Raw genomic sequence first — 24,383 nt, 5'->3', positions numbered from 1 at the left:
TGAGTTGGCCATGGTTTAGAGGAACTCCTCGCCACCGCCGGAACCCAGCATGATCTCGCCGGCATCCGCCAGACGGCGGGCGATGGAGAGGATCTCCTTCTGGGCAGCCTCCACCTCGGAGACCCGGATCGGCCCCATGGCCTCCAGATCGTCTGCCAGCATTTCTGCCGCCCGTTTCGACATGTTCTTGAAGATCTTCTCGCGCATCTGATCGTCGGACCCCTTGAGGGCGCGCTGCAACAGATCCCCAGGCACTTCCCGCAGCAGAGTCTGGATACCGCGATCGTCCACATCGATGAGGTTTTCGAACACGAACATCAAATCCTGGATCTGCTGGCTCATCTCTTCGTCCGACTCGCGGATGGAGTCCATCAACTGGCCTTCGATATTGGTATCCAGATAGTTCATGATGTTGGCGGCTGCCTTCAGGCCGCCCATCTTGGCTGCCTGGGCACCGGCCGCACCGGCGAACTGTTTCTCCATGATGTCGTTCAACTCTTGCAGTGCCGCCGGTTGTACCTCTTCGAGGTTGGCGATACGCATCACCAGATCGAGGCGCACCTGCTCCGGGAACTGGCTCAGGATCTCGGCGGACTGCTCCGGCTCCAGATAGGAGAGCACTATGGTCTGGATCTGCGGGTGTTCGTTCTGGATGATGCTGGCCACCTGACGGGCATCCATCCACTTGAGCGAATCGAGGCCACGGGCGCCGGAACCGAGAATGATCTGGTCCACCAGATTGCTCGCCTTGTCCTCGCCAAGGGCCGCCACCAACGCCTTGCGCACAAAGTCTTCACTACCGATACCTATGTTGGTGTACTTCTGGATATCGTCGATGAATTGACGGTGCACCGCCGCCACCCGATCGTGACTGAAATCGGACATGGAGGCCATCGACATACCGAGCCGCTGCACCTGCTTGGGTTCGAGATGGCGGAAGATCTGGGCGGCATCCTCTTCGTTGAGGCTCAACATCAATACAGCCGCCATCTCCATACCGGACATCTGATCCAGCAACTGGCGCTGGCTGTCGGTAATGTCGTTGCCGGTCACCTGGCTTTTAGTTTCTTCAGGCATCTTTGGTTACCCACTCTTTAATGACCTGAGCGGCCAGATCCGGTTCGTTCGCCACCAGCGCACGCACCGCCTTGAGCAAATCTTCGTCACGGTGCAGATCCGGCAGTTTCAGCTGACCATCGCGCACCCCGAATACCTGCTCTCCCTCAACCTGGGCTGCCAGCAAGCTGAGCTCGTCGTCACCCCCCAATACGGTGTGGTTGTCAAAGTCAACTTCCCCTTCCGGCTTGGCATCCGGATAGAGCAACCGCTTGAGCATGGGGCGAACCACGGTGACGATCAAGACAATAATCACCAGTACCGAGGCGGCAATCCGTACCGCACGCCAGAACCAGGGCTGATCGTAGAGCGGCACCTCGGCCACGGTATCAAGCTCGGGACGATTGAACGGAATGGCGACCACCTCGAGGGTATCACCACGGGTCACATCAAAGCCAAGGCCACCGCTCAGCAAACGGCGCAGGGTATCGAGTTCCGCCTGGGTGCGCGCTTCGCGGGTCACAGCCCCGTCGGCACCGGGCACCGCCTTGTAATCCACCGCGACCGAGACGGTCATGCGGCGAATGCCCCCCATCTGACGCCGGGTATGGCTGACGGTGGTATCCAGTTCGAAGTTGCGGGTCGCCTCTTTGCGAGAACGCCCCGAGGCAGCAGCGCTGGCCCCATCACCGCCAGTGGCCTGTTCAGGAATATTGGACGCGACAGGGGGCTGGTTGCTGAGAGCCCCCGGCACTCCGCCATTGCTGCCGCCGGAGCTGTTCTCTTCCAACGTCATCTCGGAGCGCACTGCAGGCAGATCCGGGTTGTAGGTTTTGCGGGTCTGCTCCTGCTGGGAGAAGTCGAGGGAGAGATCCACTTCCGCCGTATAATTGTCGGCGCCAAGCACCGGGATCAGAATGGCGTCAATTTTTTGCTTGTACTCCAGCTCCTGCTTCTGTTGCATCGCAAATTCCTTGCGCGTCTGGGCAGAGACGGGATCCTGGGAGCCGGAATTAAGCAGGCGGCCATTCTGGTCGGTGACGGTGACACGAGTCGGCTCCAGGCCATGTACCGCAGAGGCCACCATATCGACGATGGAGTCCACCTCCCCCTGCCCCAGTGCCGCCCCTTTCAGGTTGAGTACCACGGTAGCACTGGGCTTGCGCTCGTTGCGGGCAAAGACGTTATCTTTGGGGATGGCCAGCAGCACCTGGGCCTTGGCCACATTCTGGAACTGTTCAATGGCGCTCGCCAACTGGCGCTCGCGACTCAACTTGAGGCGCTCGGCCTCCATCCGCTGGCTGACACCGAAACTGGAGTCCTTGAGCAGAATATCCTCTCCACCATTGGCTACATCGGCCGCATTGGTGAGGCCGGCCCGGGTCAGTGCCAACCGGATACTGGCAAAGTTCTCGGCACTGACCAGCACGCTCTTGCCATCGACCTCATAGGGGATCTTCTGCTGATCGAGAAAGTCGAGGGTCTTCACCAGCTCCTGAGTGGTATAGGTGCCAAGAGGGCGCATATCCGGCTCCTTGCCCCACAGCAGGATGAAGACGGCGATGGCCAGGCAGATGGCAAGCCCCAGGATCAGAGTGATCTGGCGCAGTACATCGGTATTGGACAAGAATCCCAGTGCCGAGCTCTTCTGCTCGTTGGCATCGAGGGCGGCGGTGCCCTCATCGTTTATCAGCAGATCGCCATTTTGGTCAGTAGCCACGATTTATGTCCTTATTGCTGACATGTCATGATGCACGGTCATCGCTCAGACCGGCATATTCATGATGGTTTTGTAGGCATCAACCATCTTGTTGCGCACCTGCACCGTCGCCTCGAAGGCGATGGAGGATTTCTGGCCAGCGATCATCACCTCGGCCAGATCCACCGACTTGTCGCCCATATCGAAACGGGTGCGCAGATCATTGGCTGCGCCCTGCAACTCGTTGACGTTACCGAGCGCCTGCTGCAACAGCAGGCCAAAATCGGAGGTCACCTGACGGCCAGGCTGTGACAGCGGGGTTGCACCGGCCTCTACCTTGAGAGCCTGCATCTCTTGCATCAGGCTGCTTGCACTAATTTCCATTTTCTGTCCCCAGACAAATCATTGACGCTGACGGACCAAAAGCAATAAAAGTGCCAATTAGGTAAAAACGATCTCAAGCCGCAGAAATGGAGGGGAAAAAGAGATGATGAGGGGGATCGGGGAATAGGCCGCTTCACGCACGGCACGGCTCCGTAACCGGCCACACCGTAGAACCGTGATGTTTGTCGAGCCACTTGACCAGTGGTTTGTTGTGAAGATTAACCACTCGACGGGCTATCAGTCCGGGGGGATGGCGCGTGCAGAGCCGGCTATCGGGCTCTGCACGCTTGCGGGTGCGGACTGATACGCTCCGCGGCCCCAGTCAAAGCTGGCATCGGACACTGCCGTTATGGCTCAGAAGTGTCCCCCCTGGCGGCCAGCGCCTCATCTACCTGCTGATCCCGCTGCCCGGTCATGCTGGCGTGACGGGCGATCAGGTGGTAGGTGGCGGGCACCACCAGCAGGGTAACCAGGGTCGCCAGGGAGAGACCGAAGAAGACCACGGTCCCCACCGCCATCCGGCTCTCGTAGCCAGCCCCCATGGAGAGCATCAGCGGCACAGCGCCGATGATGGCGGTGAGCGAGGTCATCAAGATCGGCCGCAGACGGCGCACCGAACCCGCGATGATCGCCTCTTCGAATCCTTCACCGCGCTGACGCAACTGGTTGATGAACTCGACGATGAGAATACCGTTCTTGGTCACCATGCCGATCAGCATGATCATCCCGATCTGGCTGTAGATGCTCATCTCCTGCCCCGTCAACCAGAGGCCAAGTAGACCGCCGAAGATGCCGAGCGGCACCGTCATCATCACCACAGTCGGGGTGAGGGTGCTCTCGAACTGGGCCACCAGCACCAGATAGACCACCAGCAGGGCGAGGCCGAAGACCATCGCCATCTCCCCCTGATTGTCGCGGTAATCCTTGGAGTCACCGGCGTAATCCACCGTCATACCGCTCGGCAGATGCTCGTTGGCCCAGCCATCGAGGAAGTCGAGCGCCTCGCCCAGAGTGTGATCCGGTGCCACATCGGCGGTCAGGGTCACCGCCTTCTGGCGTTGATAGTGGTTGAGGCGGTTGGCGGTCGCCACCTGCTTGACGGTCGCCAGCGTCGAAAGGCTCACCATCTCGCCATTGGCCGCCTTCAGGTAGATGCGGCCGAGATCCGAGATGCCGTTGAACTCCTTCTGGTTGGCGCGCAGGTAGACGTCATACTCCTCGCCCCTGTCCACATAGGTGGTCTTGCTCACCCCGCCCAGCATCGCCTGCAGAGTGCTGGCAACGGTGGAGACCGGTATGCCGAGCTGGCTGGCGCTGTCACGTGAGACGGTCACCTGCAGCTCCGGCGTTTTCTCGGCGTAGTCGAGATCCGGGCTTATCATCAGGCCGCTCGCCTGCGCCGCTTTTTGCAGTGCCAGCCCCTGCTGGTAGAGCTCGGCATAGTCGTTGCCCTGCAGCACGAACTGCACCGCAGCGGTAGAGCCGCCACGAAAGCCTGGCTGGAAGGTGCGGATCATCACGTCGGGAATAACCGACAGCTTGGCCCCGAGCGAGCGGGAGAACTGGGTGGCGGTGATGTCGCGCTCGGCCCAGTCGGTGAGCTGGATAATCACCATACCGGTCTGATCACCGCCGCGGCCAAAGGCGGGGGTACTGAAGCTCATCGCCTTGACCACCCCCTGGCCCAACATCGGCATGATGGTCGATTCTACCTGCTGCATGTTGCGCTTCATCCGCTCGATGCTGGTCCCCTCCGCCCCCTTGACGAAGACGAAGACCACACCGCGATCCTCGGTCGGGGTGAGACTGCTAGGCAGCTGGGTAAAGAGGGCACCGATACCGGCCAGACAGAGCAGCAGCGCCAGCGGCATCCAGCGGGAGCGACGCAGCAGCCCCTGCAGCAGGTGACGATAGTGCCCCTCCATCCGGCCCAAAGCGCGATCGAGGGCCGCCGTCAGCCGGTTCGGCTTGTCGAGCGGGCGCATCAGCCAGGAGCCCATGGCCGGGGTGAGGGTCAGCGCCACCAGCGAGGAGCAGAGCACCGCCAACGAAAGCAACATCGCAAACTCGGTAAAGAGCCTGCCCACCATGCCATCCATAAAAGCGATGGGAATAAAGACCATTACCAGCACGGCGGTGGTAGCGATGACCGCAAAGCCCACCTCGCGGGTGCCGTGCCAGGCCGCCAGCAGGGGGGGCTCACCCCGCTGCAGATGGTGGTGAATGTTCTCCACCACCACGATGGCATCATCCACCACCAGACCGATGGCGAGAATAAGCGCCAGCAGGGTGATGAGGTTGATGGAAAAACCGAGATACCAGGCGCCGATAAAGGCGGAGATGAGCGACACCGGGACCGTGATGGCCGGAATGAGTGTGGTGCGCCCCTGCCCGAGGAACAGATAGAGCACTGCCACCACCAGCACGGCACAGATGGCCAGTGTTTCATATACCTCGTCGATGGCCTGCTTGATAAAGATGGTGGAGTCGTAGTCAACCTCAAGGGTGGCCCCCTCCGGCAGGAAGCGCTGCATCTCCACCAGCTTCTTCTCCACCCCCTGTGCCACCGCCAGCGGGTTGGCGGTGGACTGGGCGACGATGCCGATACCCAGACTCTCGCGGCCATTGCGCTGGTAGGCACTGTCTTCGTTCTTGGCTCCCACCTCCACATCAGCAATATCGGCCAGATAGACACTCTGACCGTTGGTCGCGGTACGGACCTGCAACTGCTGGAAATCTTCGGCGGTGTGGTAGAGCCGGGCAATCTGCACCGACATGGTCATGGAGTTGTTGCGGATCTCGCCACCCGGCAGCTCGATGTTCTCGCGCTTGAGGGCATCCTGCACATCCGCCACCGTCACGCCGCGGGCCGCCATATCGGCCGGCCTCAACCGCACATACATCACCTGGGTCAGATCGCCGGAGAGCGCCACTTCACTCACCCCATCCACCAGGCTCAAGGGGTCGACCAGCACCCGGTTGGCGTAGTCGGTCATGGCGGTGCGATCCATCTGGCTGCTGCTGAAGTTGAGCCAGATCGCCACGTCACCGCTGCCGCTATCCTTGGTCACCAGCGGTTCGTCGGCATCCTCCGGCAGCTTGCTCTTGGCGCGAGTCAGGGCGTCGCGCACATCGGAGACCCCCTCCACCATGTTCCAGCCAAGCTTGAACTCCACCGTGATCATCGAGCGCCCCTTGCGGGTCACCGAGTTGATATTCTTGATACCGCTGATGCCGGAGAGCTGATCCTCGATGGGCTTGGTGACCTGACTCTCCATCACTGCGGGAGCCGCTCCCTCATAGGTGGTGGTGATGGAGACCGACGGGATCTGCACGTCCGGCATCTCCCGCACCGTCAATTTGCTAAAAGCGACCAGACCGAACACGCTGAGCAGGGCGCTGAGCACCACCGCCACCAGCGGTCGGCGTACTGAGATATCGGAGAGCCACATCAGCCATTCACCTCCGCCAGATCGTGCACCTTGGCACCATCACGCAAGTTGACCAGCCCCTCGACCACGATGCGATCGCCGACTTTCAGCCCCTCGGTAACCCAGACAGTCTCACCCTCGGTCTCGCCGAGCACCACTGGCACCCGCTTGACCCGGCCATCGGCCTCAAGGCGATAGACGAAACGCTGCTCGCCGGCGTACTCCACCGACTGGGCAGGGATCAGAGTGAGCTGGCGGGAGGGGAGCAAGAGCTCCACGTTGAGCAGCATGCCCGGGCGCAACTGGCCGTTATTATTGGGTAACTCGACCCTCGCCTTGATGTTCTGGGTCTCGTTGGAGATACGGCTATCGAGGGTGGTGAGGGTGCCGTTAAAGCGCTGATCCGGCCAGGCTGCGCTGGTCGCTGTCACCGCCATGCCGGGGCGCAGCAGGGAAAGGTAGCGCTCCGGCACTGCCAGATCGAGGCGCAGGGTGTCGATATCGTCGAGGTGCAGCAGGGTATCGCCGCTATTGACCAGGGCCCCTTCGCTCAAATCAATCAGGCTCACGGTACCGGCAAAGGGAGCGGTGAGAGTGCGCAGGGAGAGTTCGTAACGGGCGGCATCGACCCGCGCCTGCACCTGATCAACGGTGGCCTCCTGCCCCTCCAGCACCGACTGGGTGACGGCTCCACGGGCGACCAGCTTGCGCATTTCGGTCAGCTTGCGATTCTCGTCGCGCAGACTGGCACTCTGCTCGGCCAGCTCCGCCTGTTGCTTGCCCGCATCCAGCGCGACCAGCGTATCGCCCTTGTTGACCTGCTGACCCGACTGCACCGCAATCTTGACCAGGCGCCCGGTCACCTCGGGAGTGATCACCACCGAGTGGTTGGCCGCCAGTTTACCTACCAGCTTGAGAGTCGGCTCGGCCAGACTCTGCTCGACGGTCTGGGTACGAATATTTATCTCGCGGGAAGGGGCTTTGGCTGCTGGTTGCAAGTGGCCAACCGCCCACCAGATGGCCGCTACCAGAGAGAGCAGGCCGAGGCCAATCCAGATACGCATTTTCATCAAACAATCCATGAAGTGTTAAGAAGGGGAAATCTGAGTGGGGGCCATTTTAGCCCCAGACTATGCCGTGACTATGTATAAATGTGACAAAACGTAACAGGTGCATGGTGAACTCACCCGGTTTCAGGTAGTTCAGTTTGTTTTCACACCACATCGCATACACTAACGACAATTTCCTTCGCAACCCGACTGACTGCCTATGCCCAAAATGTCTGACCACCGCTTTCTCACACGCCTGACCTGGCTCCTGTTTGCCGTGGTCATCCTGCTGATTGGTCTGACCTTGCGGCAAAGCCTGAAACAGATAGAACGCCTCTACCAGAGTGATACCCTCAACAGCGCCATCTACCTGCGGGATCGTTTCAAACAGACCGAAGTATTTCTGGAGGCAATGCGCGGGCAGGCCGAAGAGCGACTGCGCAGCGACCCCCAGTCGGTGCTCACCCGCCAGCTCTATCGCCATATCGAGGTACTGCCAGAGGGGCTGGCCCTCGACAAGCTCCCCGGGGATTTACCGGCCGGACTGGCGGGCAACCTCACCGGTGACGGCCCGCTGCCGCCCCCCGGCAGTGCGCGGGAGGCGCAACTTCATTTGGCCCTGAGCCTCTCCCCCTTGCTGTCCACCGCAAGCCAGCGCCTGGGCAGCGAGATCGCCTGGGCCTACTTCACTGGCGTGGACAACTTTATCTACCTCTATCCCTGGATCCCCTCCAGCCAGTTTCGTTTTGCCCGCAGCATCTATGACAAGCACTACTGGCAGGATGCACTGATGTCACCCAACCCCAGCCGGGACACTATTCTCTCCCGCCCCTACGAAGATTTTGCCGGGCTGGGCACCATGGTCACCATGTCCCAGCCTCTCTACAAGGACGGCTCGCTGGTAGGGATGATCAGCATGGATATCCTGCTCTCACGCTTGCAATCGCAGCTCAATCAGCTGGCGCCAGCGCTGGGTGAGTATCTGCTGCTCAATCAGTACCATCAGGTGCTGGCCAGCAGCGCGCGCCACCCCGTGGTGCCGCAAGACCCCGAGCCGACAGACGAATACCAGTGGCGGCAAGGCACATTGCAGCTGACCATGGCGATACCTGATACCCCGTTGCGGCTGGTGCACAGCGTGACCCTGCTGCCGCTGGTGTGGGCCATGCTCTGCCAGTCCACGCCGACCCTGCTCGCCATCCTCTTTATGCTGCTGGCCGCCCTCTCCAACCTGAGATCCCACCGCCTCAACCAGCGGCTCAATTACCTCTCCTGCCACGATGCCCTCACCGGCGCCTTCAACCGCCACTATGTGGTGCTACTGGAGCAGGCGGGAGAGCTGGCCCGGCTGCAAGCGGGGATCCTGATGTTCGATGCGGATCACTTCAAACGGGTCAATGACAACTTCGGCCATGCCGTCGGCGATATCGTGCTGATCCGGCTGGTGCAGATCTGCCAGCAGCAGCTTAGGCCCACTGACCGCCTGATCCGTTGGGGGGGCGAAGAGTTTCTGCTGCTGATTGGCCGCGCTGATGCAACGCAGCTCGGCGAGCTGGCGGAGCGGCTGAGAAAGGCGGTGGCGGATCACGACTGGGCCGCCATCGAGCCCGGGCTGGAGGTCACCATCAGCCTCGGCTATCTGCCCCACCAGGAGAACCTTCCCCTGCACGAAGCGGTGCGCCGCGCCGATGTGGCGCTCTATCAGGCCAAGGCCAACGGTCGCAACCGCAGCGAAAGATGGCAGGGTGACGCCTCCTGACTCTCGGAGTAAGCTGACCCCTCAACCCCTTTTTTGGAGGACTGTCGTGCCACGTAAACCCCGCGTAGGGCTCGCTCTCGGGAGCGGCGCCGCCAGAGGATGGGCCCATATCGGCGTCATCCGCGCCCTTGAACGTCTCGGCATCAAACCGGATTTGATCGCTGGCTGCTCCATCGGCAGCTTTGTCGGTGCCGCCTATGCCGCCGGAGAACTGGATCGGCTGGAAACCTGGGTGCGCGGCTTTACCCGCCTGCAGGTGGTCAGCCTGCTCGACCCGGCCCTCTCCGGCGGGCTGTTTCGCGGCGAAAAGGTATTTGGCCTTGCCGCCAGCCATCTGGGGGATCCCGATCTCGAGAATCTGCCCATTCCCTTCGCCTGCATCGCCACCGAGCTCGATACCGGCCGCGAAATCTGGCTGCAACAGGGCCCGCTGCGCCAGTCGGTGCGCGCCTCCTGCGGCATGCCGGGGATCCTCACCCCGACCCGGATCAACGACCGCTGGCTGGTCGATGGCGCCGTGGTCAATCCGGTGCCCATCTCGCTGGCCCGCGCCATGGGGGCCGAGGTGGTGATTGCGGTCAACCTCAACACCGATATGCACCAACCTTGGACCGACGAGCCGGATCAACCCGGCAGCGGCGGCCTGCTCAGCCAGTGGCTCAATCGCGGTGAATCGGCGCCAGCCACACCGGGTCTGTGGAGCGTGATGAGTGGCTCCATCAACATCATGCAGGAGCGGATCACCCGTGCCCGGATGGCCGGTGACCCGCCGGAGATCCAGCTCTGCCCGCGCCTTGGCAGCTTCTCCATCATGGATTTTCATCGCGCCAGCGATGCCATCAACGAGGGGGAAGCCTGCGTCGAGCGCAATCTCGATCAGCTCAAGGATGAACTGGGCCGCCTCGGGTTGCTGGGCAGTTAGTTGTCGGCATGCTGCGGTTTACATATGAAAAAAGCGCCATTCGGCGCTTTTTTTTCAACTCACTTACCCGGTCACTCCTTACGGTAGAAGAGCAACCCGAGCAGAATCACCCCCACAGAGACCAGTAGATAGAGCCCCAGACTGGGATTGGTGATACCGCCATACAGAATGATGAGCGCGCCCAGGGTGGCACAGGTCGGGATCACAAACCGCTTTATCCAGCCCAACTCGGTAAAGGTGCGCATGTACCAGACATAGAGGAACAGATAGAGGCCATAAATCAGCACGATCGGCATCTCGTCCAGGGCGATGTAACGACCGAATGTCTCGTTGATGCTGCAGTACCACAGCACTGAGTAGATCACCGACAACAGCGCTGCTGCGAGGGCCGAGTTGATTGGCATGTGGTGATGCGGTTCGATACGGCTCATCCACTTGGGGGCCGGCCCCTGATTGCGGATCGCCAGCGAGTAGGGAATGCGCATGGTCGCCAACACCAGACCATTGAGGGTTCCGATGCAGGAGATAATCACGAACACGGTCAAAATGGTCGAGGCAGTCCCGCCAAACAGGCTGGTTGTCGCGAGATTTACCGCGTTATCCCCTTGCGCCACTATCTCGTCCGTCGGCAAGACGCTGGCGATCCCCAGAAAATAGGTGACATAGACCACAAAGACTATCAGGGTGCCAATCACCAGCGCTCTGGGCAGATTCTTCTTGGAATCGCGAATTTCGCTGTTGATGGTTACGGCGGCAATCCACCCCTCATAAGCGAAGGCGGTGGCAACCACGGCCGTAGCCAGCGTGCCTCCGGTGCTTCCTATCCCATCCATTGCCTGCACAAAGTTGGTCACGGTGACACCATTGAGCAACCCTGAAATGGTGCCCACAATGGCAACCAGGATCAGCGGGATCAACTTGATCAGGGTAGAACCCACTTGCAGCTTGCCCGCCAGGACCGGGGTGTAGAAGTTGATCAGATAGGTGACCGTCATATAGACAGCCGCCAGTATCCAGGTCGCACCAGAGTTGGTCGGATTATCACTACCGAGCAAGATCATGGTGTACAGAGCAGCGACCCAGGCAAGAATGGCGGAAAGAGGGGCGTAATAGAGTACGCCTTTGAACCACCCCACCAGGTAACCAAACATTTTGCCGTATGCCGCTTCGGCATAATCGACGATACCGTTGGACTTTTCGATCCGCTGGGCAAACTCGGCAAACACCAGCGCGCCGAAGATCATCGAAAATGCTCCCAGCGCCCATGCCAGCAGCGCAATGGCCAGATTACCGCCAGTCAGACGCAGTACATCATCGGCCTTGAAGAAGACTCCGGAGCCGATCACCACGCCGACCACCATCGCAATGGCAGTCATCAGGCCATAGCGTTTATCCAACTCATTACTGCTCATACCCATACTCCATACCGATTGCTCATATCATCCTGAATGTAATAGTGTTCGGGTGGCCAGATACCACCAGGGGCCCACTTTTCGGGGCCGCTTATTCTCGTTGGCCTGCATGGATAATTCAAAGCGTGTTAGATCAAAATATCGATCGGCAACCCAAAAAAAATACCGCCCGAAGGCGGCATTTCTATTCACATCGATGATCACGCCTTGGCGAGGTCATCCGGGCCAATCTGGCCGATTTCGGCGACTTTCTTGTCTGCCAGCAGCCAGAGGGTGAACTTGTGCAGATCCGGGTGGTGCGCCAGGGCAACCAGGAAGGCGCCCCCAACTTCACGGTAACCCAGCTCGTAGTTTTTCAGCGTGGTGGGAGGAACACCCAGCAAATCTGCAAACTTCGGACGGCTCAAACCGACCGCTTCACGGATCTGACGGATCTTCTTGCCAACAGTGACGATATTTGAATTCATAATGTTCCATACTCCGTTTGGCGGATTTACTCCGCCTTTTATTTTTCGCGACGACTCGTAGTCAAGTGTATCAGTTTTGTTCGGACTCGTTATGGTCGAGCCTCTATCTTATGAGCGCCTTTCGGCGACAACCCTTGCCTTCAAGGGGGGATGGTAATCGCTCAGCCGCCTCAGGTAAACAGTCTCGAAAAGAAACCTTTATTGTGGCCCCCCCAATAACTCGTATAATCCGCCGGATACCCATTAAGAGGAATAAGTATGGCGTTTCCCGGCATTATCTCTCGCCTGCACCCCGTATCCAGCACAGAAGAACTGGCACAACAGCGCCTGCAAGGTGAACAATATCGCGCCGAAGCATTCTGGCTTCCGGCCTTGATGTCCAGCCACGCCAGCGAACTGCTGGCCGCCCTGCCGGAGAGCTGCAGCCTGTTTCTCGAACAGGCATGCCCGGACCTGGCCTTGCGCAGCCACGACGGCACCCTGCATAACAATGAGCAGCTCATCACGGTAAACGGTCAGGCAATTGCTCTGGCAACCACTCAAGGTGATGGTGGTCTGGTGCCCGAATCGGGTATGTGCGAGATGGCCGACTGGCTGGAGGCGGGACACCGCCACTTCATCTGTTCAGCTGCGGTTCAGCCTGTGGCTCGCGCCATCCTCAACATCTGGCCCCTTGACCCCTATCTGGCCCGGCATTTCTTGATGACATTTACCCCCCTGCTGCAGAGTGCAACCCAGGCAGATTACCTCGCGGTCTTTGCCGCCAGAGCGAATCCTGCCAGCCCGCATAGCGACTGGGTTCAGGCCTATATGAAGCTGGAGAAGAAACTGCACAGGGCCTATCTGGATCACTAATTAATCTGGATAAACAGCCAGTTAAGGGCACGACACAATTTGCCACAAGGCTCATTTGTGAGCTTGATCATGTTTTAAAATCGGCATAGAGTGCGCCTCGTCATCGGAATGACATCAGTTGCCTGGCAGTGGTTTTTCACGCATTGCGTGCCATGCCAGCGCACTCGACACACCAGGAGAGTGTGCAACCCGGTTATACCGGGTCATCTGCCAGACTCAACGCCAGCCGTACGGCGGAGCCTGCAGCTTACATAAATTACAAAGTGTGAAGCACGTGAATAACGTGCGATCTCAACGAGGATTTTTTTATGATGAAAATGGCTCCTTCCATGATCGCCATCGCCATGGCTGCTCTGGGTGCTACCGCTGCTCACGCCGCTGACGACATCTACTTCGGTGCCGGTGTCGGTGCTACTCACTTCAACGGCCTGAACAAGCTGGAAAGCACCAATGTAGGCCAGGAAGACGCGGCTGCTGCCAACGCCTTCATGGGTTACAACTTCACCGAAAACTTCGGTACCGAACTGGGCTACCAGTACACCGGTCGTGGCAACACCAACGGCAACCGTTACGAGAGCCAGGGTGCCACCCTGTCCGGTATCGCCCGTATGCCGGTTGGCAACGACTTCTCCCTGTTCGCTGAAGGCGGCGCCTACTGGGGTCACACCGATGGTCTGGGCACCAGCGACACTAAAGTTTCCCCGCTGGCCGGTGCTGGTGTGACTTACAAGGTAAATGACGCGCTGGATCTGCAAGCTCGCTACCGCTACATGTGGGACGTGGCTGACCTGCACGCCAACGGTGAGCGTTACAAAGCCAACCAGAGCATCGCTACTCTGGAAGCGGTATACCACCCGTTCCGTACTTCCTACGTAGCTCCGGTAGCTGCTCCGGTAGTTGAAGAAGCTCCGGCTCCTGCTCCGCAAGTTGTAGAGAAGAACTTCGCCCTGAACTCAGACGTGCTGTTTGCCTTCGGCAAAGACACCCTGAAGCCGGAAGGCGTTGCAGCCCTGAACGGTCTGTATCAGCAAATCGTTGAGTTCCAGCCGAAAGATGGCAACGCTGTTGTTGTTGGTTACACCGACCGTATCGGTTCCGACGCTTACAACCAGAAGCTGTCTGAAGCCCGTGCCCGCACCGTTGCCAACTTCCTGGTAAGCAAAGGTATGGCTGCCAGCAAAGTTGCCATTGAAGGTCGTGGCGAAGCCAACCCGGTTACCGGCACCAAGTGCAACGGCGTAACTGCTAAAGCTCAACTGATCTCCTGCCTGGCTCCGGATCGTCGCGTAGAAGTTCGCGTATCTGGCGTACAAGAAGTTCAGCAATAATCTGACCTCGTTCAGATAGTGCGAAAAAAAGGGATGCTGCGGCATCCCTTTTTGTTTGTCTCGTTCTCGCTTGCATCCCTCACTCCCGCCTCCCTGCCCTTGCCTGCCTCGTCTCGAAAGCATAAAGTAGTTGCGCCTGTAAGGTATTGGATAAGCACTAAAAAGCGCTTCTTGTCCGGTCTGTTGTCCATGACGCCACTGCCTCATGAGTGTCCATAAGCCTTCGCTATCCACTTTGCTGGCGGTTTTTTCGCAGCAATAAAAACAAGTGCATTGCCCGACATGGGCTAACACAACGAGGATAAACCGATGAAACTCAAAATGGCTCCTACCCTGATTGCACTGGCGCTCGCCGCCGCAGGAACCACGGCTCAGGCCGCCGATAACTGGTATACCGGTGTCGGTGCCGGTTGGGCTTATGCTCACAACCTGGATGACTTCGGGACAGACACTGACAAGGATGCCACCGCGCTCAATCTGTTCGGCGGCTACAACTTCAACGACTACTACTCGGCAGAACTGGGATACCTCTACGCAGGTAAAGCGGGCGTTGACGGTGCCGATTTCAAAACCCAGGGTGCAACCCTCTCCGGTATCGCCCGCCTGCCACTGGGTGACATCTTCTCGGTGTTTGCCGAAGGTGGTGCCTACTTCAACCACGTCAACGGCAATGGCAACAGCGACAACGGCACTGCGCCGCTGGCGGGTCTGGGCCTGACTGCCAAGCTCTCCGACCTTATCGATGTGCAAGCCCGCTACCGCTACATGTGGAGTCTGGGTGACGAGCAGAAGACCTGGGAGAGCGACATGAGCGTCGCAACCCTGGAGCTGGTGATGCACCCGAACCGCACCACTTACGTGGCCCCCGCTCCGGCACCAGCACCCGAGCCAACCCCAGAGCCTGTGGTGGTTGACAAGAACTTCGCCCTGAGCTCTGACGTGCTGTTTGCCTTTGGCAAATCCACCCTCAAGCCAGAAGGTGTCGCAGCGCTCAACACCCTGTATCAGCAGATCGTCGACGTACAGCCAAAAGATGGCAGTGCCGTGGTCGTCGGTTACACCGACCGTATCGGCACTGACGCCTACAACCAGAAACTCTCCGAAGCACGCGCCCGTACCGTAGCCGACTTCCTGGTTGGCAAGGGCCTGCCGGCTGGCAAAGTTGCCATCGAAGGCCGCGGTGAAGCCAATCCGGTCACAGGCACCCAGTGCAACAGCGTCAAGGGCAAGGCTCAGCTGATCTCCTGCCTGGCGCCGGATCGCCGCGTTGAAGTGCGCGTCACCGGTGTGCAACAAGTCACACAATAATCCTGATCACCTGGATAAGCAGGAGGCCATATGGCCTCCTTTTTATTGTCTTCCATGCCGCCCACCTCAGGCTATCTTTCCTCTTCCCGCATGGTTTCAGTGACATAGGTTCACTTATTGCCGCAATCCACACCTCTTGAGTGGTTAAAAACAACCCGTCACCTATACATAAGTGTGGGGTTTGACCAACAAGCAGCCCCACTAAACCACACATCGACGAGGATACGCGATGAACATAAGATTAAAACCTGTGTGGATTGCACTGGCATTGGCGAGCACAGGCGCACAAGCGGTACCGGTCCATGACTGGTATGCCGGGATAGGCGGTGGCTGGGCGATAGCCCACGATCTGAATGATTTCAGCCAGGATGTCAGCAAGGATGCGACTGCGCTCTCCCTGTTTGGCGGCTACAACTTCACGGAGAACCTGGGCGCCGAAATTGGTTACCTCTCCACCGGTGACTGGGATATCAGCGGCCATGACTTCAACAGCAAGGGAGCTACCCTGTCTGTGATTGGTCGTTTGCCGCTCAGCGAGATGTTCTCGGTGTTTGCCGAGGGTGGTGGCTATATCTATCACGTTGAATCGATCAATGGCGGGGACGACAACCTGGCACCGCTGGCAGGCCTGGGAGTGACGGCCCGGCTCCATGACTGGGTCGATCTCCAGGCCAGGTATCGTTATCTGGTCAGGGTCGGCGATGATCCTGACAATGACAAGGCAAACAGCGGCACCCAGCGCTGGGTCAGCGACATCAGCACAGCAACCCTGGAAGTAGTGATCCATCCCAATCGCAGCCAGCCGACAGAGCCGGCTCCCACGCCCGCACCGGTCGTGGTCCCCCCGCCACCGGCCGAACCGGAGATGGTAGATCAGACCTTCAACCTCAGTTCCGATGTGTTGTTCGCCTTTGGCAAAGCGGACCTCAAACCGGAGGGGATGAGCGCGCTGGACGCTCTCTACCAGCAGATCGTCGATGTACAACCCAAGGATGGCAGTGCCGTCGTGATGGGATATACCGACCGTATCGGCTCGGATGCCAGCAATCAGAGGTTGTCAGAAGCTCGGGCCCAAACCGTTGCCGACTTTCTGATCAACAAAGGGCTGCCTGCCGACAAGGTAAGCATTCAGGGCAATGGCGAGAGCAATCCGGTCACCGGCAACCAGTGTGACGACATCAAAGCCAGAACCGCCCTCATAGACTGCCTTGGGCCGGATCGCCGGGTCGAGGTGCGCGTCACCGGCGTACAGGGCGCCAGCGAGTAGTTGATCTTGAGGCGATAACCATGTCAGACGTGCAGTAAAAAGGGATGCTTTCGCATCCCTTTTGCTTTGCCGTGGCATTCCCTTCTCCCCAATCAGAAGGAGGTGCGGCGGTAGCGGCGATACTCCGGATGCCAGAAGTTGGCTTCGATGGCCTGATCGATCACCTCGTCCGGGGTCTGCACCGCCTTGCCCTGCAGCATGGCGGTCTTGGCCACCATCTTGGCGATGTAGCGGGAGACCTGATGGATATCCGCCAGGTCCGGCAGCAGGGAGCCCTCCTCCCCTTTCACCAGCGGCGAGCACTCCGCCAGCGCGCGGCTGGCCGACATCAACATGGCGTCAGTCACCCGGGTGGCGCCGGAGGCGATGACGCCAAGGCCGATCCCCGGGAAGATGAAGGAGTTGTTACACTGGGCGATGACGTAGCGCTTGCCCTTGTACTCCACCGGTGCAAACGGACTGCCGGTTGCCACCAGCGCCTGACCGTCGGTCCAGCGGATGAGGTCTGCCGGCGTCGCCTCGACCCGGGAGGTGGGGTTGGAGAGCGGGAAGATGATGGGACGGGCACAGTGCTTGTGCATGGTCTTGACCACCTCTTCGGTAAACAGCCCAGGCTGGCCGGATACCCCGATCAGGATGTCCGGGCGACCGTGCTCCATCACCTCCAGCAGGGAGATATTGTCCCCCACTGGCCAGTCTTTGATCCGCTCCACCGGCTGGGAGAGACGGCGCTGGAAGTCGAGCTGGTTGGGGATCTTGTCGGTGATAAGACCAAAGCGGTCCACCATAAAGACCCGGCTGCGGGCCTGCGCATCGGTCAGCCCTTCGGCCTTCATCTGCGCCACGATCTGCTCGGCGATGCCGCAACCAGCGCTGCCCGCACCGAGGAAGGCAACCCGCTTCTCGGAGAGCTTGGCACCGGAGGCCTTGCAGGCGGCGATCAGGCTGCCCAGCGTCACAGCCGCGGTACCCTGAATATCGTCGTTGAAGCAGCAGAGCTCGTTCTTGTAGCGGTTGAGCAGCGGCATGGCGTTGTTCTGGGCGAAATCCTCGAACTGCAGCAGAATATCGGGCCAGCGGCGCTTGACCGCCTGAATGAAGGCATCGACAAACTCGGCGTACTCATCCCCCGAGATACGCGGATTGCGCCACCCCATATAGAAGGGGTCATTGAGCAGTTGCTGGTTGTTGGTGCCCACATCCAGCACCACCGGCAGGCAGTAGGCAGGCGAGATGCCGCCACAGGCGGTGTAAAGCGACAGCTTGCCGATGGGAATGCCCATGCCGCCGATCCCCTGATCACCCAGACCCAGGATCCGCTCGCCATCGGTCACCACGATCACCTTGACGTTCTGCTTGGTGGCGTTTTGCAGCATGTCATCGATCCTGTCCTTGTCCGGATAGGAGATAAACAGGCCACGGGCGCGGCGATAGATGTTGGAAAACTCCTCGCACGCCTTGCCCACCGTCGGGGTGTAGATGATGGGCAGCATCTCGGTCAGGTGGTTGTGCAGCAGACGGTAGAAGAGCGTCTCGTTGGTATCCTGGATGTTGCGCAGATAGATGTGCTTATCCATGTCGTTGCCAAACGCCATAAACTGGCGATAGGCGCGCTCGGCCTGCTCTTCGATGGTCTCGATATTCTGGGGCAACAGACCTTCGAGGTTGAAGTTGCTGCGCTCTTCGCTGGTGAAGGCGCTGCCCTTGTTGAGCAAGGGGGTCTCCAGCAGGGCGGGACCGGCGTAGGGAATGTAGAGAGGACGTTTCTGGTTATTATCTTCAAACATGGATCTTGGTACCTAAACGGTTAGCTAGACGCAGGGACCCGCCGATCCTAGGGGCTTGTCTCATTAATTTCAAAGAGTTTGCACATCCGTTGCAAAAGGTTTGCGACCCAGTCGACGAAAGGCGCCGGGGGTCTGACCAGTCAGACGACGAAAGCGGTTGGCAAAGTTGGCCCCATCGCTGTAACCGACCCGGGCCGCCAGCTCGCCAAGTGGCCAGTTGGTATAGAGCAGCAGCTGGCGCGCCTTGTTCATTCTGAGCTCGGTCACCCTCGCCATCGGCCCCATACCAAACGCTTGCTGACAGAGCCGGTGCAGATGGGGAACGGAGCAGGCCATCTGTCGGGCCAGCAGGGCGACACTCCAGGGTTCGTCCAGGCGCGCCTCCACCCGGCGAAACAGTGCCTGCAACCTGAGTTCAGGGGTACCGCGCACCTCCCCTTGCAGGGTCCGCTCCAGCAGCGCCAGCAACAGGCTGAGCAGTTGAGGTTGCAGCGAAGAGCGAACCCCCTCCCCCTGCATCAGGCTGAGCAGATGGTAGAGCTGATCGCCGCCATCCCCTTGCCAGATACGGTGACCAAGGCGATGCAGGTGCTGCCAGCGTGGCACGTCATCGAGCAAAATCCAGCTGATCTGCCAGCTTTCGCCAATCAGTTTGAGACCACCGGGTACGGCGGCGGGCAGGAAAATCAGCGATCCGGCCGGAATGGCTTGCTCCCCCTCGTCGGTGAGCAGCGCGCCACCCTCATCGTGACTCACCATCAGGATGTGAAACTCGGGGCGATTGCGACGGATGAGGTAGTGATCACGCACCCGGGAGAGGCCGGTCAGGAAGATCCCCGCCTCGCCGAGCAGGGGCAGCCCTTCACGTCCCAGCATCTGCTCTTCACAGGCTGGCGCTATCTCCAGACACTCGCTGGCAAATGGCATAACACCTCAACACGATAGTTTTACACAAGAAAATCGAGAGCTACTCACAGTGAGAAGAGCCTCATCAGCCCCTATCATACCCCTGACAAACCTTGCTTTTCTCATACCCGGTTAACAACTATGAATTATTGGCAAGCGATTTTAAAACAAACCACCGATCGCGAGTTCATGACCCGATTGTGGCGGCTGGCTCTGCCTGTCTCGCTGCAATCCATGATGTTCTCCCTGCTCGGCCTCATCGATATCATGATGGTGAGCCAGCTTGGCACCACGGCTGTGGCGGCGGTCGGCTTGGGTAACCGGGTCTTCTTCTTCAATCTGCTGGTGATAGCGGGCCTCGCGGGCGGGGTCTCGGTATTGGCAGCACAATACTTCGGGCGCGGGGAGATGGCCGGAGTGCGCCGCTCCCTGGCGCTGGCCATAGTGGGCGCCATGCTGGTCACCCTGCCCTTTGCCTTCATCTATGTGTTATCACCGGGCAGCGTACTCGGCTTTGCCAGTCAGGATCCGGCACTGCGAGCTCTGGCGGATCAATTCTTGATGATCACCGGCGCCACCATCCTCTGTACCGCCATAGTAGTGCCGCTGGAATCAGCCCTGCGCTCGGTCGGCAATGCCGCCGCGCCGACCCGCATCGGCATTATCGCCATCATCGCCAACGTCATCCTCAACTACGCCCTCATCTTCGGTCACTTCGGCTTCGAGGCGATGGGGGTCGCCGGTTCGGCCTGGGGCACCACCATTTCCCGGCTGCTGCAGACAGCCCTGCTGCTGCTCTACGTAAAGCGTTATGAGGCGCGCCTGATCCCGCGTGCACCAGACTGGCTGGCCGCCTTCAAGCGCAAGGAGGTGGTGCGCTTTACCCTGATCGCCCTGCCGCTGCTGTTCCATGACGGCCTCTGGGCCTTCGGCATGCTGATTTACGGCTTTCTCTATGCCCATCTTGGCACCGATTCGCTGGCCATCATGACCACCCTCGGCACCCTGGAGAGCATCCTTATCTCCCTCTTCTTCGGACTGGCGGTGGCCTGCTCCACCCTGCTCGGCCACCGGCTCGGGGCCGAGGAGTACGAGGTCGCCTGGCAGCACTCCCAGCTGTTCCTGCTGCTGGCGCCGATTGGCGCGCTACTTGTGGGGATCATCGTCTGGCTGCTGCAAGCCAACCTGCTGCAGTGGGTCGGCAACCTGCCCCCCGAGCTGATGACGGAAGCGGGACAGGTGCTCGGCATCATGTGTCTCGGGATGCTGCTCAAGGTGTTCAACATGGTGGGGATCATCGGAGTGCTGCGCTCTGGCGGTGATGTGAACTATAGCATCTTTATCGACATCGTCGGCATGTGGTGCATCGGCATCCCGCTCGCCTGGGTGGCGGTCACGCTGCTCGGCTGGCCCCTCTCCTGGGTGGTGGCGGTGGTCTTGCTGGAGGAGCTCAGCAAGGTGTTGCTGGTGCAGCGCCGTATTCGCCAACGCTGCTGGTTGAAGAATCTGGTGATCGGATAAACAGCCACAAATCGGGGTCATATCAATGACAGAAAAACCCTGTTTGCAGTATGCTGGGCGCCTCTTCAATCAGAGACAGGGATCCACGGTTTCCCTGTCCAGTAGTCGTTTAAGGAGACGAGCATGCAACCACAGAAAGAGCTGATCACCGAGACGGCCCTGCTTGAGATGGCCAACAAGATCATCAAGGAGCATGAAGACTTCATCCACGGTATGCGCGCCGATTCGGTGGAGCAGAAGGGGGATATTCTGGTGTTCAAGGGGGAGTATTTCCTGGCCGAAGACGGCACCCCGACCGGCAAGACCATGGCGGTCTTCAACATGTTCAAGCTGCTGGCCCAGCAGCTCTCCGGCAAGTACAAGCTGGCCTGATCTCGCCAGCTCATTGCCAACAGGATGCCGCCCTCAGGCGGCATCTGTTTTTGCGCGGTTTTGCCCCTCGACCACCACGCAGTTGCGTCCCGCCATCTTGGCCTGATAGAGACACTCGTCGGCACGGTTGATCAGAATATCGATGGTGTCGTCGGAACGGGCCATGGCAATCCCGATACTCACCGTCACCTCCAGCAATTCGTCCGAGGTGGGGCTCTTCACCAGCCGCGCCTCGACGGCAATGCGCAGCCGCTCGGCCATTTTGCTCGCCAGCGCCGGATCTGCGCAGTTGTGCATCAGGATGGCAAACTCTTCGCCGCCATAACGCCCCAGCACCATATCAGGCTCCAGCTGCTCCCCCAGGGTGGTCGCCACCTCCTTGAGCACCGCATCCCCCGCCAGATGGCCGTAGATATCGTTGATCCGCTTGAAGCGATCGAGATCCAGCAGCATCACCGCAAAGGGCTTCTTCTTGAGCTGCAGCCGGACTCTGGCCTGCTCCAGCTGCTTCATCAGCAGGCGGCGGTTCATCATGCCGGTCAGCTCATCAGTGGTCGATTCCCGATATAGCCGCAGCAGCATGTTGAGTTGGCCACACTGCACCCAGCAGCTGGCCATGGTAAACATGCCGAGCACCCACACTTGATTCAGGGTGGCCTGACTCCAGATGCTCTGGCCCACCAGCAGCCAGTGGCCCAGCAGCATGGTCACCAGTACCACGCCTGCCAGTTGCAAGCCGAGGGAGAGGGGGATGGGGAAGATGGCAAACAGGGTGATCAGCAGATAGGGAAAGGCAGCATAGCCCGCCTGCAACTCCTGTCCGGCGCCAAAGCTGTTCAGGCAAAAGAGGGAGAAGAGCATCATCACGGCCATCAGGTAGCCAAGGGCCAGCTTCATCCGCTCCCGCTTGAAGTGGATGAGGTACGAGAGCGGAATAAGTGGCGAGAGCGCCAGGGTGCAGAAGATCCTGGCCTGGAACAGCTGCTCGAAATGAACGGCGGGCAAGGTCAACCAATCCACCACTGCCCAGGCGGGCAATCCAAGCATCAGCAAGCAGGTCAGCAGGCGCAACCGCACCGTCATAAAGCCCATGCGAGTACGAGTAAAATCTTCGGAGTGAACCCTCGCACTCCAGAACTCTGACAACTTGAGCATCCAGAGTCTCCACGATGAATACTGAGGGCTCATTCTACACCTACAAAGTGGTAAAAATGTCATTAGCGGGGAGAATAAAAAGGAGAGGTTGATCACACAAACCGACAGATGATAATCGCAGCGCGCAAACGTTTCAACCCATCAAAAAATAAACCTTTTTTTGCATAATTAGCGCTGGTCAGCCTCATTTCAATCACTACAATAGCGCCCAATTTTCTCCCCCTCCCCACACAATTCGAGGTACTTATGGAACAGGCTGCTGTCACACGCGCCAATCGAGAGGCCCATCCCCCCAGGCGAGCCCATAGCGAACTGGTCTATGGCATAGAGGATGTCCCGCCTCTGCCCCAGACGCTGTTCGCCGCCCTGCAGCATATGCTCGCCATGTTTGTCGCCATCATTACCCCGCCCCTGATTATCGCCAATGCCCTCGGCCTCCCTGCCGCCGACACCCGTTATATCGTCTCTATGTCGCTGGTCATGTCCGGCATCGCCTCCTTCATTCAAACCCGCCGCTTCGGCCCCATCGGTTCCGGCCTGCTCTCGGTACAGGGCACCAGCTTCAACTTCCTCGGCCCCATCATCGCCTCCGGTCTCGCCCTCAAGCAGGCCGCCATGCCCACCGAGGATCTGTTGGGCACATTGTTCGGCACCATGATGGTTGCCGCACTCACTATCGTGGTGATGAGCCGCTTCCTCCATCTGGTGAAACGGATCATCACCCCGCTGGTCACCGGCATCGTGGTGCTGCTGATCGGCCTGACCCTGATCAAAGTGGGCCTGATCAGCATGGGCGGCGGCTATGCAGCCCTCTCTGATGGCAGCTTCGCCAGTCACACCAACCTCTTCCTCTCCCTGCTGGTGCTCGGCCTTATCGTGTTGCTGCAGCGCAGTCGCAACCCCTGGTTGCGCCTCTCCGCCATCATGATCGCCATGCTGGCGGGCTATGCCGTGGCCCTGCTGTTGGGCAAAGTGAGCGCCCCCACCTTCGACGGCCCCCTGGTGATGGTGCCCATTCCACTCCACTACGGTCTCGGCTTTGACTGGCAGCTGTTCGTACCGCTCGCCATCATCTTCGTGGTGACGGCGCTCGAAGCGATCGGCGACATGACCGCCACCTCGGATATCTCCGGCGAGCCACTGGAAGGGCCTGTCTATATGGAGCGGATCAAAGGCGGCGTGCTGGCCGATGGTGCCAACTCCATGCTGGCGGCGGTTTTCTCCACCTTCCCCATGTCCACCTTCGCCCAGAATAACGGCGTCATTCAGCTGACCGGCGTCGCCAGCCGTCACGTCGGTCTCTTTATCGCCGCCATGCTGGCCCTGCTTGGCCTGTTCCCGGCGGTCGCCAGCCTGGTGCAGCAGATCCCCGAGCCCGTGCTGGGGGGCGCCACTATCGTGATGTTCGGCACCATCGCCGCCGCTGGCGTGCGCATCATTGCCCGCGAGGAGCTGGATCGCCGCGCCCTGATGATCCTGGCAGTGTCGCTGGCCATGGGGCTGGGAGTCGCGCAGGTGCCGGAAGTGCTGCAACACCTGCCGGAGCTGGCCAAGAGCGTGCTCTCCTACGGCGTCGCCACCGGTGGCATTACCGCCATCGTGCTCAACCTGCTGCTGCCCAAGCGCGAAGCACGCCACTCCTGAGACACAGCCTACCGATAGCAAACAGCCCCGCACTGCGGGGCTTTACCTTGCCAGTCGCCAC

19 protein-coding genes are annotated in these 24,383 nt (G+C 59.7%); 9 read left to right on the top strand and 10 right to left on the bottom strand.

Annotated elements, in window-relative coordinates:
• Positions 1-15 precede the first annotated feature (15 nt).
• The 5 genes from fliG to G5315_RS10375 all read right to left on the bottom strand — a co-directional run bounded on the left by fliG (position 16) and on the right by G5315_RS10375 (position 7,640).
• Positions 16-1,077, bottom strand: a complete 1,062-nt coding sequence (gene fliG, locus G5315_RS10395) for a flagellar motor switch protein FliG (RefSeq protein WP_216951816.1) — start codon at positions 1,075-1,077, stop codon at positions 16-18.
• Complete coding sequence (gene fliF, locus G5315_RS10390) at positions 1,070-2,776, bottom strand: flagellar basal-body MS-ring/collar protein FliF (protein ID WP_421332992.1); 1,707 nt, start codon at positions 2,774-2,776, stop codon at positions 1,070-1,072. Before fliF ends, fliG begins: the two co-directional genes overlap by 8 nt.
• A gap of 45 nt (positions 2,777-2,821) precedes the next feature.
• Positions 2,822-3,139 (bottom strand): flagellar hook-basal body complex protein FliE, encoded by a 318-nt coding sequence (fliE, locus tag G5315_RS10385; RefSeq protein WP_042011636.1) that lies wholly within the window; start codon positions 3,137-3,139, stop codon positions 2,822-2,824.
• A gap of 347 nt (positions 3,140-3,486) precedes the next feature.
• Positions 3,487-6,591 carry an efflux RND transporter permease subunit gene (locus G5315_RS10380; protein ID WP_421312449.1) on the bottom strand — a complete coding sequence of 1,035 codons (3,105 nt, stop codon included), beginning with the start codon at positions 6,589-6,591 and terminating at the stop codon, positions 3,487-3,489.
• Positions 6,591-7,640: an efflux RND transporter periplasmic adaptor subunit gene (locus tag G5315_RS10375; protein ID WP_421222773.1), complete on the bottom strand. Its 1,050-nt coding sequence runs from the start codon at positions 7,638-7,640 to the stop codon at positions 6,591-6,593. The genes G5315_RS10380 and G5315_RS10375 overlap by 1 nt, the downstream gene beginning before the upstream one ends.
• A 199-nt stretch (positions 7,641-7,839) precedes the next feature.
• Between G5315_RS10375 and G5315_RS10370 the strand changes: the two genes are divergently transcribed.
• Both G5315_RS10370 and G5315_RS10365 read left to right on the top strand, forming a co-directional pair.
• Positions 7,840-9,378 (top strand): sensor domain-containing diguanylate cyclase, encoded by a 1,539-nt coding sequence (locus G5315_RS10370; RefSeq protein ID WP_421332991.1) that lies wholly within the window; start codon positions 7,840-7,842, stop codon positions 9,376-9,378.
• Between the two features lie 46 nt (positions 9,379-9,424).
• A complete protein-coding gene (locus G5315_RS10365; RefSeq protein ID WP_005338362.1) occupies positions 9,425-10,300 on the top strand; it encodes a patatin-like phospholipase family protein in 876 nt (291 codons plus the stop codon).
• Between the two features lie 71 nt (positions 10,301-10,371).
• Here the strand turns inward: G5315_RS10365 and G5315_RS10360 are convergent, their stop codons facing one another.
• Together G5315_RS10360 and G5315_RS10355 are read right to left on the bottom strand one after the other, a co-directional pair.
• Positions 10,372-11,712: an APC family permease gene (locus tag G5315_RS10360; RefSeq protein ID WP_421332990.1), complete on the bottom strand. Its 1,341-nt coding sequence runs from the start codon at positions 11,710-11,712 to the stop codon at positions 10,372-10,374.
• Between the two features lie 200 nt (positions 11,713-11,912).
• A complete protein-coding gene (locus tag G5315_RS10355) occupies positions 11,913-12,179 on the bottom strand; it encodes a helix-turn-helix domain-containing protein (protein ID WP_005338367.1) in 267 nt (88 codons plus the stop codon).
• Positions 12,180-12,437: 258 nt separating this feature from the next.
• Between G5315_RS10355 and G5315_RS10350 the strand changes: the two genes are divergently transcribed.
• From G5315_RS10350 to G5315_RS10335, 4 genes are all read left to right on the top strand, one after another.
• Entirely contained in the window at positions 12,438-13,034 is a 597-nt protein-coding gene (locus tag G5315_RS10350; protein ID WP_005358920.1) for a hypothetical protein, read from the top strand.
• A 308-nt stretch (positions 13,035-13,342) separates the two neighbouring features.
• Entirely contained in the window at positions 13,343-14,362 is a 1,020-nt protein-coding gene (gene ompA / locus G5315_RS10345; protein ID WP_139405972.1) for a porin OmpA, read from the top strand.
• Positions 14,363-14,671: 309 nt separating this feature from the next.
• The gene (gene ompA / locus G5315_RS10340) at positions 14,672-15,670 is read left to right on the top strand and encodes a porin OmpA (RefSeq protein WP_266134074.1); all 999 of its coding nucleotides are present in this window, start codon (positions 14,672-14,674) and stop codon (positions 15,668-15,670) included.
• Positions 15,671-15,899: 229 nt separating this feature from the next.
• Positions 15,900-16,937 carry an OmpA family protein gene (locus G5315_RS10335; RefSeq protein WP_421231269.1) on the top strand — a complete coding sequence of 346 codons (1,038 nt, stop codon included), beginning with the start codon at positions 15,900-15,902 and terminating at the stop codon, positions 16,935-16,937.
• Positions 16,938-17,029: 92 nt separating this feature from the next.
• On the opposite strand, the gene G5315_RS10330 is transcribed toward G5315_RS10335, so the two are convergent.
• Both G5315_RS10330 and G5315_RS10325 read right to left on the bottom strand, forming a co-directional pair.
• Complete coding sequence (locus G5315_RS10330; RefSeq protein WP_216951826.1) at positions 17,030-18,724, bottom strand: NAD-dependent malic enzyme; 1,695 nt, start codon at positions 18,722-18,724, stop codon at positions 17,030-17,032.
• A 69-nt stretch (positions 18,725-18,793) separates the two neighbouring features.
• The gene (locus G5315_RS10325; RefSeq protein WP_005338380.1) at positions 18,794-19,651 is read right to left on the bottom strand and encodes a helix-turn-helix transcriptional regulator; all 858 of its coding nucleotides are present in this window, start codon (positions 19,649-19,651) and stop codon (positions 18,794-18,796) included.
• A gap of 120 nt (positions 19,652-19,771) precedes the next feature.
• Between G5315_RS10325 and G5315_RS10320 the strand changes: the two genes are divergently transcribed.
• Together G5315_RS10320 and G5315_RS10315 are read left to right on the top strand one after the other, a co-directional pair.
• The gene (locus G5315_RS10320; RefSeq protein ID WP_421332989.1) at positions 19,772-21,151 is read left to right on the top strand and encodes an MATE family efflux transporter; all 1,380 of its coding nucleotides are present in this window, start codon (positions 19,772-19,774) and stop codon (positions 21,149-21,151) included.
• Between the two features lie 123 nt (positions 21,152-21,274).
• Positions 21,275-21,523, top strand: a complete 249-nt coding sequence (locus G5315_RS10315; protein WP_005338382.1) for a YciN family protein — start codon at positions 21,275-21,277, stop codon at positions 21,521-21,523.
• Positions 21,524-21,556: 33 nt separating this feature from the next.
• Here the strand turns inward: G5315_RS10315 and G5315_RS10310 are convergent, their stop codons facing one another.
• Positions 21,557-22,678, bottom strand: coding sequence for a GGDEF domain-containing protein (locus G5315_RS10310; protein ID WP_421332988.1), 1,122 nt, complete (start codon positions 22,676-22,678; stop codon positions 21,557-21,559).
• A 246-nt stretch (positions 22,679-22,924) separates the two neighbouring features.
• Between G5315_RS10310 and G5315_RS10305 the strand changes: the two genes are divergently transcribed.
• Positions 22,925-24,322, top strand: coding sequence for a nucleobase:cation symporter-2 family protein (locus G5315_RS10305; RefSeq protein WP_040066712.1), 1,398 nt, complete (start codon positions 22,925-22,927; stop codon positions 24,320-24,322).
• Positions 24,323-24,383 lie beyond the last annotated feature (61 nt).

The organism is Aeromonas sp. 603607 (assembly GCF_049171595.1).
In the GTDB taxonomy this organism is placed as follows: Bacteria; Pseudomonadota; Gammaproteobacteria; order Enterobacterales; family Aeromonadaceae; genus Aeromonas; species Aeromonas veronii.
This window is presented reverse-complemented; position numbering and strand designations above follow the sequence as displayed.

Excerpts from the sequence above, each read along its gene's own strand:
- G5315_RS10330 (WP_216951826.1), bottom strand. The coding sequence starts at position 18,724 with ATGTTTGAAGATAATAACCAGAAACGTCCTCTCTACATTCCCTACGCC.
- G5315_RS10370 (WP_421332991.1), top strand. The coding sequence starts at position 7,840 with ATGCCCAAAATGTCTGACCACCGCTTTCTCACACGCCTGACCTGGCTC.
- ompA (WP_139405972.1), top strand. The coding sequence starts at position 13,343 with ATGATGAAAATGGCTCCTTCCATGATCGCCATCGCCATGGCTGCTCTG.
- G5315_RS10350 (WP_005358920.1), top strand. The coding sequence starts at position 12,438 with ATGGCGTTTCCCGGCATTATCTCTCGCCTGCACCCCGTATCCAGCACA.
- fliG (WP_216951816.1), bottom strand. The coding sequence starts at position 1,077 with ATGCCTGAAGAAACTAAAAGCCAGGTGACCGGCAACGACATTACCGAC.
- G5315_RS10315 (WP_005338382.1), top strand. The coding sequence starts at position 21,275 with ATGCAACCACAGAAAGAGCTGATCACCGAGACGGCCCTGCTTGAGATG.
- G5315_RS10380 (WP_421312449.1), bottom strand. The coding sequence starts at position 6,591 with ATGTGGCTCTCCGATATCTCAGTACGCCGACCGCTGGTGGCGGTGGTG.
- G5315_RS10375 (WP_421222773.1), bottom strand. The coding sequence starts at position 7,640 with ATGAAAATGCGTATCTGGATTGGCCTCGGCCTGCTCTCTCTGGTAGCG.
- G5315_RS10320 (WP_421332989.1), top strand. The coding sequence starts at position 19,772 with ATGAATTATTGGCAAGCGATTTTAAAACAAACCACCGATCGCGAGTTC.
- G5315_RS10310 (WP_421332988.1), bottom strand. The coding sequence starts at position 22,678 with ATGCTCAAGTTGTCAGAGTTCTGGAGTGCGAGGGTTCACTCCGAAGAT.
- fliE (WP_042011636.1), bottom strand. The coding sequence starts at position 3,139 with ATGGAAATTAGTGCAAGCAGCCTGATGCAAGAGATGCAGGCTCTCAAG.
- ompA (WP_266134074.1), top strand. The coding sequence starts at position 14,672 with ATGAAACTCAAAATGGCTCCTACCCTGATTGCACTGGCGCTCGCCGCC.
- G5315_RS10360 (WP_421332990.1), bottom strand. The coding sequence starts at position 11,712 with ATGAGCAGTAATGAGTTGGATAAACGCTATGGCCTGATGACTGCCATT.
- G5315_RS10355 (WP_005338367.1), bottom strand. The coding sequence starts at position 12,179 with ATGAATTCAAATATCGTCACTGTTGGCAAGAAGATCCGTCAGATCCGT.
- G5315_RS10325 (WP_005338380.1), bottom strand. The coding sequence starts at position 19,651 with ATGCCATTTGCCAGCGAGTGTCTGGAGATAGCGCCAGCCTGTGAAGAG.
- G5315_RS10335 (WP_421231269.1), top strand. The coding sequence starts at position 15,900 with ATGAACATAAGATTAAAACCTGTGTGGATTGCACTGGCATTGGCGAGC.
- G5315_RS10305 (WP_040066712.1), top strand. The coding sequence starts at position 22,925 with ATGGAACAGGCTGCTGTCACACGCGCCAATCGAGAGGCCCATCCCCCC.